The sequence below is a fragment of the Rahnella sp. 2050 genome, from assembly GCF_040544515.1.
Classification (GTDB): domain Bacteria; phylum Pseudomonadota; class Gammaproteobacteria; order Enterobacterales; family Enterobacteriaceae; genus Rahnella; species Rahnella aceris.
Map to the genome: position 1 here is coordinate 20,277 of NZ_JBEPKE010000002.1, position 17,058 is coordinate 37,334.

General features: G+C 52.7%; 15 protein-coding genes and 1 riboswitch. Of the genes, 11 read left to right on the top strand and 4 right to left on the bottom strand.

Going from position 1 to position 17,058, the window contains the following annotated elements; translation table 11 throughout:
* Window positions 1–41: 41 nt before the first annotated feature.
* A complete protein-coding gene (gene lysC, locus ABIC79_RS07335) occupies window positions 42–1,430 on the bottom strand; it encodes a lysine-sensitive aspartokinase 3 (protein WP_013577377.1) in 1,389 nt (462 codons plus the stop codon).
* 106 nt (window positions 1,431–1,536) lie between these two features.
* Window positions 1,537–1,726, bottom strand: a riboswitch (Lysine riboswitch).
* Between the two features lie 228 nt (window positions 1,727–1,954).
* Here lysC and pgi point away from each other — a divergent pair.
* The 4 genes from pgi to ubiA all read left to right on the top strand — a co-directional run bounded on the left by pgi (window position 1,955) and on the right by ubiA (window position 5,797).
* Entirely contained in the window at window positions 1,955–3,601 is a 1,647-nt protein-coding gene (pgi, locus tag ABIC79_RS07340; protein ID WP_013577376.1) for a glucose-6-phosphate isomerase, read from the top strand.
* A gap of 251 nt (window positions 3,602–3,852) precedes the next feature.
* The gene (gene psiE / locus ABIC79_RS07345; protein ID WP_013577375.1) at window positions 3,853–4,260 is read left to right on the top strand and encodes a phosphate-starvation-inducible protein PsiE; all 408 of its coding nucleotides are present in this window, start codon (window positions 3,853–3,855) and stop codon (window positions 4,258–4,260) included.
* An 89-nt stretch (window positions 4,261–4,349) separates the two neighbouring features.
* Entirely contained in the window at window positions 4,350–4,889 is a 540-nt protein-coding gene (ubiC, locus tag ABIC79_RS07350; protein ID WP_121019641.1) for a chorismate lyase, read from the top strand.
* A gap of 41 nt (window positions 4,890–4,930) precedes the next feature.
* A complete protein-coding gene (ubiA, locus tag ABIC79_RS07355) occupies window positions 4,931–5,797 on the top strand; it encodes a 4-hydroxybenzoate octaprenyltransferase (RefSeq protein WP_041673175.1) in 867 nt (288 codons plus the stop codon).
* 97 nt (window positions 5,798–5,894) lie between these two features.
* Here ubiA and plsB read toward each other — a convergent pair whose 3' ends face one another.
* Window positions 5,895–8,378, bottom strand: a complete 2,484-nt coding sequence (gene plsB, locus ABIC79_RS07360; RefSeq protein WP_126125249.1) for a glycerol-3-phosphate 1-O-acyltransferase PlsB — start codon at window positions 8,376–8,378, stop codon at window positions 5,895–5,897.
* Between the two features lie 117 nt (window positions 8,379–8,495).
* On the opposite strand from plsB, the gene ABIC79_RS07365 reads away from it, so the two are divergent.
* The 4 genes from ABIC79_RS07365 to ABIC79_RS07380 all read left to right on the top strand — a co-directional run bounded on the left by ABIC79_RS07365 (window position 8,496) and on the right by ABIC79_RS07380 (window position 11,654).
* The gene (locus ABIC79_RS07365; protein WP_013577371.1) at window positions 8,496–8,864 is read left to right on the top strand and encodes a diacylglycerol kinase; all 369 of its coding nucleotides are present in this window, start codon (window positions 8,496–8,498) and stop codon (window positions 8,862–8,864) included.
* A 119-nt stretch (window positions 8,865–8,983) separates the two neighbouring features.
* Complete coding sequence (gene lexA, locus ABIC79_RS07370; protein ID WP_013577370.1) at window positions 8,984–9,592, top strand: transcriptional repressor LexA; 609 nt, start codon at window positions 8,984–8,986, stop codon at window positions 9,590–9,592.
* Between the two features lie 298 nt (window positions 9,593–9,890).
* Entirely contained in the window at window positions 9,891–11,255 is a 1,365-nt protein-coding gene (gene dinF / locus ABIC79_RS07375; RefSeq protein WP_119262160.1) for an MATE family efflux transporter DinF, read from the top strand.
* Between the two features lie 189 nt (window positions 11,256–11,444).
* Window positions 11,445–11,654, top strand: a complete 210-nt coding sequence (locus ABIC79_RS07380; RefSeq protein WP_013577368.1) for a CsbD family protein — start codon at window positions 11,445–11,447, stop codon at window positions 11,652–11,654.
* A gap of 158 nt (window positions 11,655–11,812) precedes the next feature.
* On the opposite strand, the gene zur is transcribed toward ABIC79_RS07380, so the two are convergent.
* Window positions 11,813–12,322, bottom strand: a complete 510-nt coding sequence (gene zur, locus ABIC79_RS07385; RefSeq protein ID WP_037035116.1) for a zinc uptake transcriptional repressor Zur — start codon at window positions 12,320–12,322, stop codon at window positions 11,813–11,815.
* 262 nt (window positions 12,323–12,584) lie between these two features.
* Between zur and dusA the strand changes: the two genes are divergently transcribed.
* Both dusA and pspG read left to right on the top strand, forming a co-directional pair.
* Window positions 12,585–13,592: a tRNA dihydrouridine(20/20a) synthase DusA gene (dusA, locus tag ABIC79_RS07390; RefSeq protein WP_119262159.1), complete on the top strand. Its 1,008-nt coding sequence runs from the start codon at window positions 12,585–12,587 to the stop codon at window positions 13,590–13,592.
* Window positions 13,593–13,784: 192 nt separating this feature from the next.
* Window positions 13,785–14,021: an envelope stress response protein PspG gene (pspG, locus tag ABIC79_RS07395; RefSeq protein WP_013577365.1), complete on the top strand. Its 237-nt coding sequence runs from the start codon at window positions 13,785–13,787 to the stop codon at window positions 14,019–14,021.
* A 396-nt stretch (window positions 14,022–14,417) separates the two neighbouring features.
* On the opposite strand, the gene ABIC79_RS07400 is transcribed toward pspG, so the two are convergent.
* Entirely contained in the window at window positions 14,418–15,401 is a 984-nt protein-coding gene (locus tag ABIC79_RS07400) for a quinone oxidoreductase (RefSeq protein ID WP_126125248.1), read from the bottom strand.
* Window positions 15,402–15,583: 182 nt separating this feature from the next.
* On the opposite strand from ABIC79_RS07400, the gene dnaB reads away from it, so the two are divergent.
* Window positions 15,584–16,990 carry a replicative DNA helicase gene (gene dnaB, locus ABIC79_RS07405; protein WP_013577363.1) on the top strand — a complete coding sequence of 469 codons (1,407 nt, stop codon included), beginning with the start codon at window positions 15,584–15,586 and terminating at the stop codon, window positions 16,988–16,990.
* Window positions 16,991–17,058 lie beyond the last annotated feature (68 nt).

Sequence of the window (17,058 nt, forward strand, 5' to 3'; positions counted from 1 at the left end):
CCGGGCACATGGCCCGGTCTTCTCACATACCGCGCCCGTCATTATTCGAACAGGTTGCGGTGTAGAGTTTTAACGACCTGATCGGCATCGTTGCCCGGCACCAGGAAGCACAGGTTGTAGCTGCTTGCGCCGTAGCAAATCATGCGGATATTGAACGGGTCCAGCACGCCGAACACTTCTTTGCCGACGCCACAGGCCTGGGACAGTTTGTTGCCGATAATCGCAATCAGCGCCAGATTCTCTTCCACTTCCACGCGGCACAGTGAGGATAATTCTGTCAGCAGTGAGGTGGTCAGCAGGCTGTCGCCTGAGGATGTGGAACCGGTGGTATCCAGCGTCAGCGCGACGCTGACTTCGGATGTGGTGATCAGATCCACAGAGATACTGTGGCGTGCCAGAATACCAAACACTTCGGCGAGGAAACCGCGTGAATGGAGCATGCTCAGGCTGTGCAGCGTGACCAGCGTTTGTCTGCGGCGCAGGGCTATCGCGCGGAACAGCGGCGGATTATCGCTGGTATCACACACTAAGGTGCCGCCGCCTGACGGGTCTTTGCTCGAGCCTACAAACACCGGGATACCGCGACGCACCGCGGGCAGCAGAGTGGCTGGATGCAGAACTTTGGCACCAAATGTCGCCATTTCAGCGGCTTCTTCAAACGCAATGCGGTCAATACGTTTTGCCGCCGGCACCAGACGCGGGTCGGTGGTATAAATCCCCGGGACGTCAGTCCAGATATCCACACGGGAAACGCTCAGCGCTTCACCCAACAATGCGGCGGTGTAATCGCTGCCGCCACGGCCAAGCGTCGTGGTGCGGCCTTTGCCTTCTGAGCCGATAAAACCTTGTGTGATTACCAGGGCGTCCTGCAAGCGCGGTTGTAGCTGCTGAACGGTTAACTCGCTTAATACCTGCGTATCCGGCTCCGCGCGCCCAAAGCGATCGTTGGTACGCATGATTTTACGTACGTCGAACCATTCCACTGGCACGTTGCGCTGGCGGATGATTTCAACAAACAGCAGGGTGGACATCAGTTCGCCATGGCTCACCAGTTCGTCGGTCAGCGCGGTAGAGGTCGCAAGGCTCGCCGCTTCTGACAGCATGGCGATATTTTCCAGCATGCGGCCGATTTCTTCGCGGATCACGGTGGGATTATCGAGGCGATCGATAATGGCGCTCTGGATGCGGCGAATTTCATCAAGCAGGAACACCCGGCGTTCGGTTTCTTTACCTTCTGCCAGCTCAACTAATAAATTGGTGACGCCCGCAGAGGCGGAGAGAACAACCAGACGCACTTCAGGGCGCGACAGCACGATATCCGCGCTGCGGTTCATTGCGTCGAAATCCGCCACGCTGGTACCGCCGAATTTGGCGACGATGACATTGCCCAAAGGCTGCTGGCTGGCGTTGCGGGATACTGCGTGATTCATGTAAAACCTCGTGTCCGGGTCGCCATATCATGACGGCCATCGATTCCATAAGAATTGGCACAAAGGGAAGAGCGGGAAACGGGAGCAGGCGTAGAGATACTACGATACACCCAGAAGCGCCCCACCTAGCCGACACCCTGTTGGGTGTTCCGGTGACAACCCAGGGGATTCAGCCCCTGTAGTCGATCATTTGCCTGCCGCGGGCTTATGATCTCGGCGCCGCTCCCCCTGATGTATCTTCGTAGGATTTCGGCTCCTCCGATACACTGCCTGGGCGACGCGCCTCTTCTGGCTCGCGCATCGAGCGCGCGAGTTAGGCGCTTAGGAATAGCCGTTTATCGCCCGTCTGTCAACGGTCAGGCAATGCATGCGCCACATTTTGAGCGATTCTCATCTAATATTGTTCTCTGTCATTGTGATTAAGCAGATCTAACCTATCGCAAGAAAAGGCATCTCTTCCCGGGAACTTCAGGCTACAATCGGGACAGTTACCTCATATTTATTCTCAGCCTAAGAGCATTGCTATGAAAAATATCAATCCAACTCAGACCGCTGCCTGGCAAGCCCTGCAGCAGCATTTCGACAAGATGAAAGATGTGCAGATTAGCCATCTGTTTGCTGAAGATGGTGATCGTTTCTCCAAATTCTCTGCCACGTTTGAAGACCAGATGCTGGTCGATTTCTCCAAAAACCGCATCACCGCAGAGACGCTGGATAAGCTGCAGGCGCTGGCGAAAGAGACTGACCTTCAGGGCGCAATCAAATCGATGTTCTCTGGCGAGAAGATCAACCGCACCGAAGACCGTGCTGTTCTGCACGTTGCACTGCGTAACCGCAGCAACACGCCAATCGTCGTGGACGGCAAAGATGTGATGCCGGAAGTGAATGCGGTTCTGGCGAAAATCAAAGGCTTCACCGAACGTGTTATCGGTGGCGAATGGAAAGGTTATACCGGCAAAGCCATCACCGACGTGGTGAACATCGGTATCGGCGGTTCAGACCTCGGTCCGTTCATGGTCACTGAAGCGCTGCGTCCGTACAAAAACCACCTGAATATGCATTTCGTCTCCAACGTTGACGGCACGCATATCGCTGAAACGCTGAAGGATTTGTCTCCGGAAACCACGCTGTTCCTGGTTGCATCAAAAACCTTCACCACGCAGGAAACCATGACCAACGCCCACAGCGCGCGTGACTGGTTCCTGAAAACCGCTGGCGATAACCAACACGTGGCGAAACACTTCGCGGCGCTGTCCACCAACGGTAAAGCGGTGAGCGAGTTTGGTATCGACACCGACAACATGTTCGAATTCTGGGACTGGGTCGGTGGCCGTTACTCTCTGTGGTCCGCAATCGGTCTGTCTATCGCGCTGTCTGTAGGTTTCGATAACTTCGAACAACTGCTGAGCGGTGCGCACGCGATGGATAAACACTTCGCGAATACGCCGGCTGAGAAAAACCTGCCGGTACTGCTGGCGCTGATCGGCATCTGGTACAACGATTTCTACGGCACCGAAACCGAAGCTATCCTGCCATACGACCAGTACATGCACCGTTTTGCCGCTTACTTCCAGCAAGGCAACATGGAATCTAACGGTAAGTTCGTTGACCGTAACGGCAACCCGGTGGATTACCAGACTGGCCCGATCATCTGGGGCGAACCGGGCACTAACGGTCAGCACGCGTTCTATCAGCTGATTCACCAGGGGACTAAAATCATCCCTTGTGACTTCATCGCACCGGCCATCAGCCATAACCCGCTGAGCGATCACCACGCGAAACTGTTATCTAACTTCTTCGCCCAGACCGAAGCGCTGGCATTCGGTAAATCTCTGGATGTTGTCGAGAAGGAATTCGCCGATCAGGGTAAAAAACCAGAAGACGTTAAACACGTTGCGCCGTTCAAAGTGTTCGAAGGTAACCGTCCGACCAACTCCATCCTGCTGCGTGAAATCACGCCTTACAGCCTGGGTGCGTTGATCGCAATGTATGAACACAAAATCTTCACCCAGGGCGTGATCCTGAACATCTACACCTTCGACCAATGGGGCGTAGAACTGGGCAAACAGCTGGCAAACCGTATCCTGCCAGAACTGGAAGGTAGCTCAGAAGTGACAGGCCACGACAGTTCCACGAACGGTTTAATTAACCGCTTCAAAAACTGGCGCTAATCCCTCGTCATCCTTCAGACTGTTTCAGCGTTGGCTGCGTGAACTCACCCCGGTCACTTACTTATGTAAGCTCCCGGGGCTTCGTTCCCTTGCCGCCTTGATCCAGCCCGAATGATTTAGAGGGACAGGTCGAAATATTTCTCAATAAAAGGGTTAGCCTTCACCGGCTGGCCCTTTTTTAATGGCGCTTTTCCTGTGCTGACTCTGTGGTATTCTGCGGGGATTAATAACAAAAGTGGGATGTAGATCACATGGCAGGATCAAAACGGGCATTAATGATATCCGTCATTATGCAGCGAATTTTGAACGTATTCTTATTAGGACTGGCCGCGATCCTGATGATTTTTATCGGGCGCGAAACCTATCATTTAGCAATGGTGTTGTTCGTGAATAACGATCAGTCTTCGTCATATCTGCTCATCGAAGGGATTGTAATTTACTTCCTCTATTTTGAGTTTATTGCCCTGATTATTAAATATTTTTCGTCGGGCTATCATTTCCCGTTACGCTATTTTATTTACATCGGCATCACCGCGATTATCCGTCTGATCATCGTCGACCACAAAAGTCCTTATGACACATTGGTTTACGCCTGCGCGATCCTTGTGCTGGTCGTGACACTGTTTCTGGCCAATAGCGAACGTCTGCGCCGCGAATAAATCAGGCAATTACTGCCTCGCATTGATGCGCTAGAATGCGAGGCAGATAATTCATTGGAGGTATGAATGCCTTCATTACGGAGCCGTTGATGTCTGATCCCCATTCCCCCGAACCATCCCCGATCCACTGGTTTGACGACCCTTCGCAGGTGCCTGCGGATGTGGCTGACTGGCTGATGGAAATGGGGTCCATGACCCGCCGGTTTGAAAAGCAGGGTGTTACCGTCACCGTGAAACCGCAAAATGAATGTTTTGTCAGTCGCGAAGAACTGGGTGAAAGCGAAGCACAGCAGTTGCCGGAAAGTGCCCGTTACTGGATCCGCGAAATCGTGCTGTTTGGCGATGCCGAACCCTGGCTGCTGGGGCGCACGGTCATTCCTGAAGAAACGCTGACCGGGCCGGATCTGGCGCTGGTCGATTTAGGCACGGTGCCGCTGGGGCGCTATCTGTTTAGCGGGAACAACTTGTCCCGCGATTACATTCATTTAGGCCAGTTACACAGTGAGCAGGGAGAATTATGGGCGCGCCGTTCCCGCCTGCGTTTGTCTGATAAGCCGTTGCTGCTGACCGAAATTTTCCTCCCGGATTCGCCGGTTCACCGCCCTGAGGGTAAAGTGAGCAAGGTATGAGTCAGACTAATCAACAAGGAGAACAGAGAGTGTCAGGAAGTATGACGCAGGGCACATGGCGTGATTACTGCCGCCTGATGCGCATTGATAAGCCGATTGGCTCACTGCTGCTGCTGTGGCCAACGTTATGGGCATTGTGGGTCGCGGGGGGGGGAATGCCGTCTGCGAAGATTTTGCTGGTCTTCGTGCTGGGCGTGTTCTTCATGCGTGCCGCCGGTTGCGTGGTGAATGACTACGCTGACCGTAAGTTTGATGGTCACGTAAAACGCACCGCTCACCGGCCATTGCCGAGCGGGGCGATCACCGGCAAGCAGGCGAAAATATTATTTGCCGGACTGGTGCTGGTGTCATTCCTGCTGGTTCTGCTGCTTAACCGCATGACCATTTGGCTGTCTCTGGCCGGACTGGCGCTGGCATGGATTTATCCGTTCATGAAGCGCGTCAGCCATCTGCCGCAGGTGGTTTTGGGCGCGGCGTTTGGCTGGGCAATTCCGATGGCGTATGCCGCTGTGAGCGAAAGTGTGCCGCTTAGCTGCTGGTTAATGTTCGTGGCAAATATCTGCTGGACGGTGGCTTACGATACGCAATACGCGATGGTCGATCGTGACGATGATTTGAAGATCGGCGTGAAATCGACAGCGATTCTGTTTGGTCGTTTTGACACGCTGATCATCGGCCTTCTGCAACTGGCAACGCTGATCCTGATGGGGATTGTTGGTTATCTTTCCCAGCTCAGTGCACCGTTTTACTGGTCGTTGCTGCTGGCTGCTGCGCTGTTTGTGCATCAGCAAAAGCTGATTGCTAAACGTGAACGTGATGCCTGTTTCCTGGCTTTCCGCCAGAACAATTATGTCGGGCTGGTGTTGTTCCTCGGTATTCTGATGAGCCTGTCAGGCTTCAATTTCTAAGTAAGTTAGCCTGCGCGACAACAATTAAAAACGCCCGGACTCTGTAAAAAGTCCGGGCGTTTTGTTTTTTTAATCTGATGTCTGGCGCTAATACGGGTTAATGATCGGTATCGCGTACATCCATCTTCGGTTCAGCCGGTGGCTCCGTTGCTTGCGGCAGCTCAGAAGGCATTCCCGCACTCTCGATAGTTAGCTTGATATCCGGTGTCATCAGGTCGCTGAGCATGATGTAAATCTCACGCGTTTGTTCCTGAATGGCATCGCCGGTGTCACTGATATAGCCTTCTGCGCGCAGTGTGCCGACCAGCGTCGAGAACACAGCTTTATCGAAGAATTCAGGGGCATTGATACCGTGCAGCACGGATAAACGCTGCGCCATAATCCGGCTCTCTTTTTCCAGTGCACCGCGGTTGATGCTTGGGTTATTGGTGAGCAGGGAGAAGGTAATCGCGTAACGTTGCAGCGTTTCACGTACGCCAGCCGCCAGCAACTGGAGGGTGCGGATACGGGCCGGATTAAGTGTCAGCTCATCATCTTCAAGGTGAATGATTTGCTGACGCGCCAGTTCCAGCGTCAGAACATCCAGCACTTGTGGCAGCTCAGGCGTATCGAAATGCATAAACAGTTCGGCTTTGAGCATCGGATAAATCAGTTCGACCTGATGCAGTAATTCCGCGCGGCTGACCTGGCGGTGGTGCATCACAATGCTTGAAATCAGTGATGGCAACACCAGCATATGATGGATGTTGTTGCGGTAATACGTCATCAGCACGGCCTGTTCGCGAGGCAGAACGATGATGTCGCCAATGTTGTCTTTCTCAACCTGGAACTTATTCATGTTCAGCGCGTGATCAAGCAACTGGTCAGCGGTCAGATCAGGCACCGTCGAATCCGCGTTGTAAGGCACGTTACGCAGCAATTGCAGATAACAGTCGATTTGCTCGGTCAGCTGTTCGCGTGTCAGTGAACGCTGACGGGAGGCCAGCAGCGCGGTACAACACAAGTTCATGGCATTGGCTGCCGCTGAATTGTTGATGCGCACCATGATCTGTTCTGCCAAATCCTGCACTGTCGGCGTCAGCCAGCTTGGACGTTGTGCTTCGATCGGGTCGATGGCTTCACGCCAGGTTGGCACGTTCTGGTTCAGGTAAGTGGTCAGATGCAGCGGCTCACCGAAGTTCACGTAACCCTGGCCGAGATTACGCAACTTGCGCAGCCCGTTCAGCATCTGTGTCAGGCTTTCTTTCTCTTTGGTCGCACCGCGTAATTCTTTCGCGTACGTACCCACTTCCATGACGTGCTCATAACCGATGTAAATCGGTACCAGCGTAATCGGGCGTGAACCGCCGCGCAGCATGGCCTGAATGGTCATGGCCAGCGTGCCCGTTTTCGGCTCCAGCAGACGCCCGGTTCGCGAACGCCCCCCTTCCACAAAGTATTCCACCGAATAACCGCGGCTGAACAGTTCGCCCAGATATTCACGGAAAACCGTCGAATAGAGCTTGTTGCCTTTAAAGGTTCGACGAATAAAGAACGCACCCAGACGGCGGAAAATCGGGCCAGCCGGCCAGAAATTCAGGTTGATACCGGCGGCAATATGCGGCGGTACCAGACCCTGATGATAGAGCACGTAAGACAGCAGCAGATAGTCCATGTGGCTGCGGTGGCAAGGCACATACACAATTTCCTGACCGTCCAGCGCTAACTGGCGTACACGCTCGGCATTATTAACGTTGATGCCTTTGTACAAACGGTTCCACGTCCAGCTCAGCACACGGTCAGAGAGGCGCACGGCTTCATAAGAGAAGTCAGCGGCAATCTCTTCCATCAGGGCGATGGCGTTTTGTTGGGCTTTTTCGTGGGAAATTTTCTTGCTGCGGGCTTCGTCTTCAATCGCTTTCTCAATGGCTTTTGAGGCCAGCAATTTATTGAACAAATCCTGACGTGCCGGAAGGCGCGGACCAACCGCAGCCAGACGCTGACGGGAGAAATGCATCCGCGCCACACGTGCCAGTTTTTGAGCAATCGTCTTATCTGTGCCGTGTTCCGTCGCCATATAACGCAGGGAAACGGTATTGGAGAAACGGACGAAACTGTCCCGCCCCAGCCACAGCACAGCGAAAAATTTCTGGATACCGTTCAGCACGCGCAGATGCGGCGTGTCGTCCTGACCTTCACGGCCCGGTGCACGACCAAACATTACCGACACCGGCAACATCTGAATGTCTAAATCCGGATTATTGCGGTGCAAATCAAGGTAGTCGTGGAACAGCTTTACGGATTCCTGCTTCGGCGTGTAATAAGAGAATACGCGCGGGCCTTCGGCTATAAAGACATGGCTTGGTAGCAGGGTGCCGTCAATTTCCAGCGGAATAAGAGGATCAGGCAGATTCTGCGCCAGACATTGCGCACGCAACGTCAGCAAATCGGCTTTGGAATTATAAGGTAATACGTACAAAATCGGCCGCGTCGGGTCTAAATGCAACTCGGTAACCGGATCTGAAGGTATGACCTTGCTCTTTACCAGCAATGAGAGTGGTAAATTCAATAATGTGTAATAAAGTCTACGCCAACCTGACATAAAAACGTGAAGCCTCTTGTTAGCAATTTCGCCGCAAGGATACCAGAAAGATCCGTGGAGATCTGTGGTCATATAAAAGCTAAAATGCTGCAAACACTCTAAGGATCAGTACCCGAAATGGCGAACCAAGTCACCGGATTTACCCGAATTTATAAAGCGGCCGGCTATTCCTGGAAAGGATTCAAAGCGGCATGGCAAAACGAAGCGGCATTTCGCCAGGAGGCCAGCGTCGCTATCCCGTTAATTTTGCTATCTTTCTGGCTTGATGTCAGCACCATTGAACGTATCCTGCTGGTGGGATCCGTCGTGCTGGTCTGTGTCACGGAGTTGCTCAACAGCGCGGTGGAATGTGCAATAGACCGCATCGGGCCTGAGTTTCATGTGCTTTCTGGTCGCGCAAAAGATATCGGCTCTGCTGCCGTACTTCTGACCATCATATTGGCGATTTTTGTCTGGGTCAGCATCTTTTGGTCGCGATGGTTCTGATTTGGAATCTGCATTCCAGGAATCAACGTTATGCCCTGTTTTTATTCAATCTTAGGTTTTCATTGACCGTTTAGCTGTATATACTCACAGCAAGACTGTATAAACAACCAGGGGGCGGAATGAAAGCTTTAACGACCAGACAACAAGAGGTCTACGACCTTATTCGCGATCATATCTCCACCACCGGTATGCCACCAACCCGCGCAGAGATTGCATCACGTCTGGGGTTCCGTTCTCCCAATGCGGCGGAAGAGCATCTTAAAGCGCTGGCGCGTAAAGGTGTTATTGAGATTGTTTCCGGTGCATCACGCGGCATTCGTCTGCTGATGGAAGAAGAAGAAGGTTTACCGCTGATTGGCCGCGTTGCCGCCGGTGAACCGCTGCTGGCGCAGCAACATATCGAAGGGCACTATCAGATCGATCCGGCAATGTTTAAGCCGAGCGCCGATTTCCTGCTGCGTGTCAGCGGTATGTCGATGCGTGATATTGGTATCCTTGACGGCGATCTGCTGGCCGTGCATAAAACGCAAGACGTGCGTAATGGTCAGGTTGTGGTGGCCCGTATTGATGATGAGGTCACCGTGAAACGCCTGAAAAAACAAGGCAGTGTGGTGCAGTTATTGCCTGAGAACAGCGAGTTTCAGCCGATCGTGGTGGATTTGCGCGAGCAGAATTTCAGCATTGAAGGCTTAGCCGTAGGTGTTATCCGCAACGGCGACTGGATCTGACCTTCGTACTTCGAGCTATCTCTGCGTTGGCTGCCTTCGCGAACCCCGGTCACATACTTGTGTATGCTCCCGGCGTTCGCTTAGTTGCCGCCTTGATATAACGCGAATTACTCGGTCAGATATGACTAAGTCAGAAATTGCTGTGTCAGATAGACAAGACTAAAACTAATTGAATATGGATGGCGGCCGCCTCTGGCATCCATGTGAATTCAAAGAGAAATGCGTTTCTCTCATCATCGCCCCTTTCGGGGCGATGTCATTTACAGGCATAACCTGAACCTCCGGCATGAGATTCTCTATGCAACATCATTCCCTGCGACACACACTCAAAAACACCTTTTTAAGCCCTGCCGATAAAGCGCTCTGGATGCTGGCATTGCCGATGATTTTTTCCAATATCACGGTGCCGCTCCTCGGCCTGGTGGATACCGCAGTGATCGGTCATCTCGACAGCCCGGATTATCTCGGCGGCGTGGCTGTGGGTTCGATGATCACCACTTTCCTTTTTATGCTCTTACTGTTTCTGCGGATGAGTACCACCGGCATGACCGCTCAGGCGCTGGGCGCGAAAGATAATCAGCTTCTGGCGCGTGCTTTTGTACAACCCTTCCTTCTGGCTGTACTGGCGGGCGTCATTATTGTGGTATTCCGTCATCCGCTGATGGAGCTGGCGTTTCACATTGTCGGCGGCAGCCAGCCCGTGCTTGAACAGGCGAGGCTGTTTATCGAAATCCGCTGGTTCAGCGCCCCGGCTTCATTGGCGAATCTGGTGATCCTCGGGTGGTTGCTCGGCATTCAGTACGTTCGCGGGCCGGTGATTTTGCTGATTGCCGGGAATTTGCTGAATATCATTCTGGATCTGTGGCTGGTGATCGGGCTGGGCTGGAACGTGCGTGGCGCAGCCATGGCGACGGCAAGCTCCGAGTATTTCACGCTACTCATCGGGCTGTATTTCGTCTGGCGGGTGATGAAACGACGCGGTATCACCGGCGCAGAAATCACCTCCGCGTGGCGTGGTAATTTGCGCCGTCTTCTCGGGCTTAACCGCGACATCATGCTGCGCTCATTACTGTTGCAGCTTTGCTTTGCATCGCTGACCGTTCTGGGCGCGCGGCTGGGCAGCCACATTGTGGCGGTCAACGCCGTGTTGATGAACCTGCTGACATTTACCGCGTTTGCACTTGACGGTTTTGCTTATGCTATCGAAGCGCATTCCGGTGAGGCATTCGGTGCCCGCAACCGCGAAAAACTGCTGAATGTCTGGCATGCCGCGTGTCGTCAGGCCGGGCTGGTTGCGCTGTTTTTTGCTCTGATTTACGCGCTGGCGGGTGGGGCGATCATTGATGCGCTGACATCATTACCGGAATTGCGTGAGCTGGCGGACCGATATCTTGGCTGGCAAATTATACTGCCGCTGGTGGCTGTCTGGTGCTATTTGCTTGATGGCATGTTTATCGGCGCAACGCGTGGGCGGGATATGCGAAACAGCATGCTGGTGGCGGCGCTGGGGTACGGGCTGACATTGTTCACTTTACCGCTGCTGGGCAATCATGCGTTGTGGCTGGCGCTGACGGTATTCCTCGGGTTACGCGGGATTTCACTGGGCTGGATATGGCGTCGTTACTGGCGGCATGACACATGGTTTTCGTCTCCGTCGCACTGATTTTTCAGCTATTTTCAAAGAAATAAGCGCAGCTTTGTCGTTATTTCATGCTTTAGATTAATCCTAATAGTGGTTTTTATCCCTGTTTAAGGAGGATTAATCGAGATTCTCTACTAACCTTTAAAGTGTTAAGGACGAGCTGCAAGACGAAATGCAGTTCATAAAACCCAAGGTAACAGGAGATATTTTATGAATAAGGACCAAGCCGACGGTAACTGGAAGCAGTTCAAAGGGAAAGTGAAAGAACAATGGGGCAAACTGACTGATGACGACCTGACAGTGGTTGAAGGTAAACGTGATCAGTTAGTCGGTAAAATTCAGGAGCGTTACGGCTATCAAAAAGATCAGGCCGAGAAAGAGCTCAATGAATGGGAAACCAAAAACAAATATCACTGGTAAGACGCGACTCCCCCTCGCGTGCCAGTGACGTATCCTGAGATTTAGCTGCTCCTACCCGGAACGCTTCAGGATACGGGTACACGGATGTACCCAACCTCTTCTCTGTACAAAACATCCTCCTCTTACGAGTCACCTTCAAAACCTTAAAACCCGATCATTCAGCGTTTTTTCACCACAATACTGTGGTCGTGATCGCAATGGTCATGGCTGTCGCAGGTTTCTACTACTTTGCATTCTGCACATAAGCCATGCGCTTCAACGACGGAATGGCGAAGCTCAAATCCGGATTCTAATGACAGTTTTGCCAGACGCTCTTCAATGCCGTCGGTGGTTTTTTCGGTAACTAACCCGCAGCGGTCGCAGATAAACAGCGCAGAAGTATGGCTCGGCTCTTCAAAATGATGGCAGAGAACATAGCTGTTTGCGGATTCAACACGGTGAATAAATCCCTGTTCCAGCAGAAAATCCAGCGCCCGGTAAACGGTCGGTGGTTTCGCCTGAGGTTCGCTTACGCGCAATAGATCCAGCAAGTCATAGGCGCTGATCGCACCGGGTTGTTGCGTCATCAGGCGCAGTACTTCCAGCCGCTGCGGCGTCAGGCGAACATTGCGCTGCTGGCAAAGTTCTTCAGCTTGTGAAAGTAATTTTTCCGGATTATTCAGGGTCATAGCAACGGTCTCTGAGCGCAGATTGGAATGAATAGGCCACATCATGCGACCACCGATGATTTTATCATGCTTGCACCAAAACGACGAATTATGCGCCATTCAGATGTGATGCAACGTCGGCATCCGCCTGCTCAGCGGCACAAGATGCCGAATCTTTGTTCTGTGGTATAATCAGCGATTACCTTCCCTCTGGCGCGAAGCGGGGGGAGCGTCACGAACCCCTTCAGCGAATGTCAGGCCGATGTCAGAAACTCAACACGTAATGCCCCAGACCACTCCCTTTTCCGCCCAGCGTTTTTCCGTTGCGCCGATGCTCGACTGGACCGATCGCCACTGCCGCCATTTTCACCGGCTGATGACCGGCCAGACGTTGCTGTATACCGAAATGGTCACGACCGGCGCCATTATTCACGGCAAAGGGGATTATCTCGGGTTTGGCGATGCAGAACATCCGGTGTCTTTGCAGCTTGGTGGCAGCAATCCGGCTGATCTGGCGCATTGCGCAAAACGGGCGGAAGAACGTGGTTATGACGAAATTAACCTCAACGTCGGTTGCCCGTCAGATCGCGTGCAGAACGGCATGTTTGGTGCCTGTCTGATGGGTCAGGCGTCGCTGGTGGCTGACTGCATCAAAGCCATGCGCGACGTAGTCTCAATTCCGGTCACGGTTAAAACGCGAATCGGTATTGACAATCAGGACAGCTACGAATTTCTGTGTGATTTCATCCGTCAGGTTTCAGAAAACGGCGGTTGCGATACCTTCATTATTCATGCGCGTAAAGCCTGGCTTTCGGGCCTCAGTCCGAAAGAAAATCGTGAAATTCCGCCGCTGGATTACCCGCGCGTATATCAGCTCAAGCGTGATTTCCCGCACCTGACCCTGGCAATTAACGGCGGTATCAAAACCCTCGAAGAAGCCAAAACGCACCTGCAATATATGGATGGCGTGATGGTGGGGCGTGAGGCTTACCAGAATCCGGGCCTGTTGCTGAATGTGGATCGCGAGCTGTTCGGCTCTGATGCGCCGCTGAAAACCGGGCCGGATATTATCCGCGCGCTGTATCCGTATATCGAAGCGGAACTGAGCAAAGGTACTTACCTCGGCCACATTACCCGCCATATTCTTGGTCTGTTCCAGGGGGTGCCGGGCGCGCGTCAGTTCCGTCGTCATCTGAGTGAGAATGCGCATAAAGCCGGCGCGGGCATTGATGTGGTCGAACAGGCGTTGCAGATGGTTGCTCAGCCGCAGGAAGTGGTGGCGCAGGCATAAAAACAGGGTGAGTAAAATCGCTATCTGTTAGTCAAATTTACTATCTTTTCGCAGGCCATTCGTGCCTGCGAATTATTTTTTCCTTATCATTCAATCAATTATTTATCCCATCACACTGGCATGTTTCTTGTAATGGTTAATGCGTGTTTGGACGCTACGTCTTATCGCACATGGCTTATTAAGGAGCACCTGATGCTGGAAATTCTCTTCGTGCTTGGTTTTTTCTTTATGCTGATGCTGACCGGCATTTCTTTACTGGGTATGGTTGCGGCGCTGGTCGTGGCATTTGCTCTGATGATGTTGGGTGGGTTTTTGGCGATTGTTGTAAAAATGTTGCCGTGGCTGCTTTTGGCCGTGCTTGCGGTCTGGATTTACCGGACATTTTTCCGGCCTGATGAGCCAAAATACCGTCGCCGTCGCTTGCCGTAATAACAGCTTCACTTTATCGGTTTTCGTAACTGCATGAAATAATGGGGATTGCTGACTGTGTTCTGAGCGCAAAAAAATGTAACCGTTGCAGTGATAACTTTTGCTTATGTGCTAGCGATCACAAGCTGGGTCAGAATGTGCGGTCAAAATGCATAAATCATATTTTTTAACATGGGTGACTGTTAGGATGGAATTCATTGGCAGCCAGCAGGCTGTAAACCGAATTCATCAAGTCCGCTGAGGCACACAATAGTCGCTTAAGTGACATCGCCCTGTGGATTTACCCGGCAGTACCCTACAGCAGTACCCGTCTGAAATCAGAGGTCGTCTGAGTCAGGCAGTAAAAAAGGCTTTCACAACTGTGAAAGCCTTTTTTGCATTGGTTCAGGGAAACTTTTATGGGATGAGCAGACTTGAACCCTGTGTCACGCGGCTTTCCAGCGTTTCATGCGCGCGTTTTGCCTCGGACAGTGGGAATTTCTGCGCGTCACTGACATCCACTTTTATCGCGCCACTGGCGATCATTGAGAACAGCTCGCTGCTCGCCTCCAGCAGTTCTTCACGGTTAGTCACGTAACCATTCAGGGAAGGGCGCGTCACAAACAGCGAACCTTTTTGATTGAGTATCGCCAGATCCACACCTTTTACCGGGCCGGACGCATTGCCGAAACTGACCAGTAAACCGCGACGTTTCAGGCTGTTTAACGATTTTTCAAAGGTATCTTTGCCGACGGAATCGTAAACCACACCGACTTTTTCGCCGTTCGTCAGTTCCGCCACGCGGGTCGCGATATCTTCTTTCTGGTAGTTAATGGTTTCCCATGCACCGGCCTGTCTGGCGCGTTCGGCTTTTTCATCAGAGCCCACGGTGCCAATCAGTTTTACGCCCAGCGCTTTCGCCCACTGGCAGGCAATCAGGCCTACGCCACCGGCTGCGGCATGGAAAAGAATGGTTTCACCGGCCTGTACTTCATGGGTTTTGCGCAGTAAATAATAAACTGTCAGCCCTTTAAGGAAGGAGGCTGCGGCCTGCTCAAAGCTGATCGCGTCCGGCAAAAGGGCGATTTTTTCCTGTGGTACGTTATGGAATTCGCTGTAAGCGCCGGGCGCGGATTGTGCGTAAACCACACGATCGCCAGGTTTGATGTCCGTTACGCCACTACCGACTTTACTGACTATGCCTGCCGCTTCCGTGCCTAAACCCGCCGGAAAACTGGCCGGTGCGTACAGACCGCTGCGCACATAAGTATCGATATAGTTGATACCGATGGCTTTATTCTCGACCTGGACTTCGTCTGCCCGCGGATCTTGTGGCTGATAATCAACGTATTGCAGAACGTCCGGGGTGCCTGTTTCAGAAAACTGGATGCGCTTTGCCATGTTTTTTCCTCGTGATGGAGTCTGATTTCAACCCTAGGCTAAATGTCAGGGACAATCCAGATTTTCGGCACTAAGGGTTAATACCCTTTTGAAATGGTTTATACTGTCGCGCGAGTCAGGCTCCGATTTTTGGAAACCCGACGCTCATAAAACAGGCGCTTAGAGCAGGAAATAATCCACAGATGGCAGCAAAAAAACCGACCAATCAACAGAACGAAAACCGCGATCGCCAGATGGAAGGGTTGAAACTTCCGCCGCATTCGCTGGAAGCTGAACAATCCGTTCTGGGCGGGCTGATGCTGGATAACGAACGCTGGGATAATGTGGCCGAACGGGTGGTCAGCAATGACTTCTTCAGCCGCCCGCACCGCCTGATTTTTACCGAAATGCAGCGTTTGCTGGAAATGAGCAAACCAATCGACCTGATCACGCTTTCCGAATCGCTGGAACAGAAAGGCGATCTGGATTCCGTCGGCGGTTTTGCGTATCTGGCAGAGCTCTCTAAAAACACCCCTAGTGCGGCGAACATCGGCGCTTACGCTGACATTGTGCGCGAACGTGCTGTTGTCCGGGAAATGATCTCCGTCGCCAATGAAATTGCCGACGCGGGCTATGATCCGCAAGGCCGCAGCAGCGAAGACCTGCTGGACTTAGCCGAATCCCGCGTATTCCAGATTGCCGAAAGCCGCGCCAGTAAAGACGAAGGTCCAAAAAGTATCGACCGTATTCTGGAAAGCACGGTCTCCCGTATCGAAGAGCTGTTCCAGCGCCCGCATGACGGCGTAACCGGCGTTTCAACCGGCTATGCTGACCTCGACAAGAAAACCGCAGGCTTGCAAAAATCTGACCTGATCATTGTGGCGGCGCGTCCGTCGATGGGTAAAACCACTTTTGCGATGAACCTCGCAGAAAATGCCGCGATGATGCAGGATAAACCGGTCTTAATCTTCAGCCTTGAGATGCCCGGCGACCAGATCATGATGCGTATGCTGGCGTCGCTTTCGCGCGTCGACCAGACCAAAATCCGTACCGGCCAGCTCGATGATGAAGACTGGGCACGTATTTCCAGCACCATGGGGATTCTGCTCGAAAAACGTAACATGTATATCGATGATTCGTCCGGGCTGACGCCAACCGAAGTTCGTTCGCGTGCGCGACGTATCTTCCGTGAGCACGGCGGCCTGAGCCTGATCATGATCGACTACCTCCAGCTGATGCGCGTTCCGGCGTTGTCTGATAACCGTACGCTGGAAATTGCCGAAATCTCCCGCTCGCTCAAAGCGCTGGCGAAAGAATTGCAGGTGCCGGTGGTGGCGCTGTCGCAGCTTAACCGAAGCCTGGAGCAACGTGCGGATAAACGCCCGGTCAACTCCGACTTACGTGAATCCGGCTCCATCGAGCAGGACGCCGACTTAATCATGTTCATCTATCGTGATGAGGTCTATCACGATAACAGTGAAGAAAAAGGCATCGCGCAAATCATCCTCGGTAAACAACGTAACGGCCCGATCGGTACCGTCCGCCTGACCTTTAACGGTCAGTGGTCGCGGTTTGATAACTATGGCGGCCCGCAATACGACGAGGATTAACTTCCCGGGTTTTGAATTTATCCCTCCCCTTTCACAAGGGGAGGCTAGGTGGGGTTTGGTTCTCAGCC

Excerpts from the sequence above, each read along its gene's own strand:
- dusA (WP_119262159.1), top strand. The coding sequence starts at position 12,585 with ATGCCCCAGACCACTCCCTTTTCCGCCCAGCGTTTTTCCGTTGCGCCG.
- lexA (WP_013577370.1), top strand. The coding sequence starts at position 8,984 with ATGAAAGCTTTAACGACCAGACAACAAGAGGTCTACGACCTTATTCGC.
- lysC (WP_013577377.1), bottom strand. The coding sequence starts at position 1,430 with ATGAATCACGCAGTATCCCGCAACGCCAGCCAGCAGCCTTTGGGCAAT.
- zur (WP_037035116.1), bottom strand. The coding sequence starts at position 12,322 with ATGACCCTGAATAATCCGGAAAAATTACTTTCACAAGCTGAAGAACTT.
- plsB (WP_126125249.1), bottom strand. The coding sequence starts at position 8,378 with ATGTCAGGTTGGCGTAGACTTTATTACACATTATTGAATTTACCACTC.
- pspG (WP_013577365.1), top strand. The coding sequence starts at position 13,785 with ATGCTGGAAATTCTCTTCGTGCTTGGTTTTTTCTTTATGCTGATGCTG.
- ubiA (WP_041673175.1), top strand. The coding sequence starts at position 4,931 with ATGACGCAGGGCACATGGCGTGATTACTGCCGCCTGATGCGCATTGAT.
- ABIC79_RS07380 (WP_013577368.1), top strand. The coding sequence starts at position 11,445 with ATGAATAAGGACCAAGCCGACGGTAACTGGAAGCAGTTCAAAGGGAAA.
- ABIC79_RS07365 (WP_013577371.1), top strand. The coding sequence starts at position 8,496 with ATGGCGAACCAAGTCACCGGATTTACCCGAATTTATAAAGCGGCCGGC.
- psiE (WP_013577375.1), top strand. The coding sequence starts at position 3,853 with ATGGCAGGATCAAAACGGGCATTAATGATATCCGTCATTATGCAGCGA.
- dinF (WP_119262160.1), top strand. The coding sequence starts at position 9,891 with ATGCAACATCATTCCCTGCGACACACACTCAAAAACACCTTTTTAAGC.
- pgi (WP_013577376.1), top strand. The coding sequence starts at position 1,955 with ATGAAAAATATCAATCCAACTCAGACCGCTGCCTGGCAAGCCCTGCAG.
- ABIC79_RS07400 (WP_126125248.1), bottom strand. The coding sequence starts at position 15,401 with ATGGCAAAGCGCATCCAGTTTTCTGAAACAGGCACCCCGGACGTTCTG.
- ubiC (WP_121019641.1), top strand. The coding sequence starts at position 4,350 with ATGTCTGATCCCCATTCCCCCGAACCATCCCCGATCCACTGGTTTGAC.
- dnaB (WP_013577363.1), top strand. The coding sequence starts at position 15,584 with ATGGCAGCAAAAAAACCGACCAATCAACAGAACGAAAACCGCGATCGC.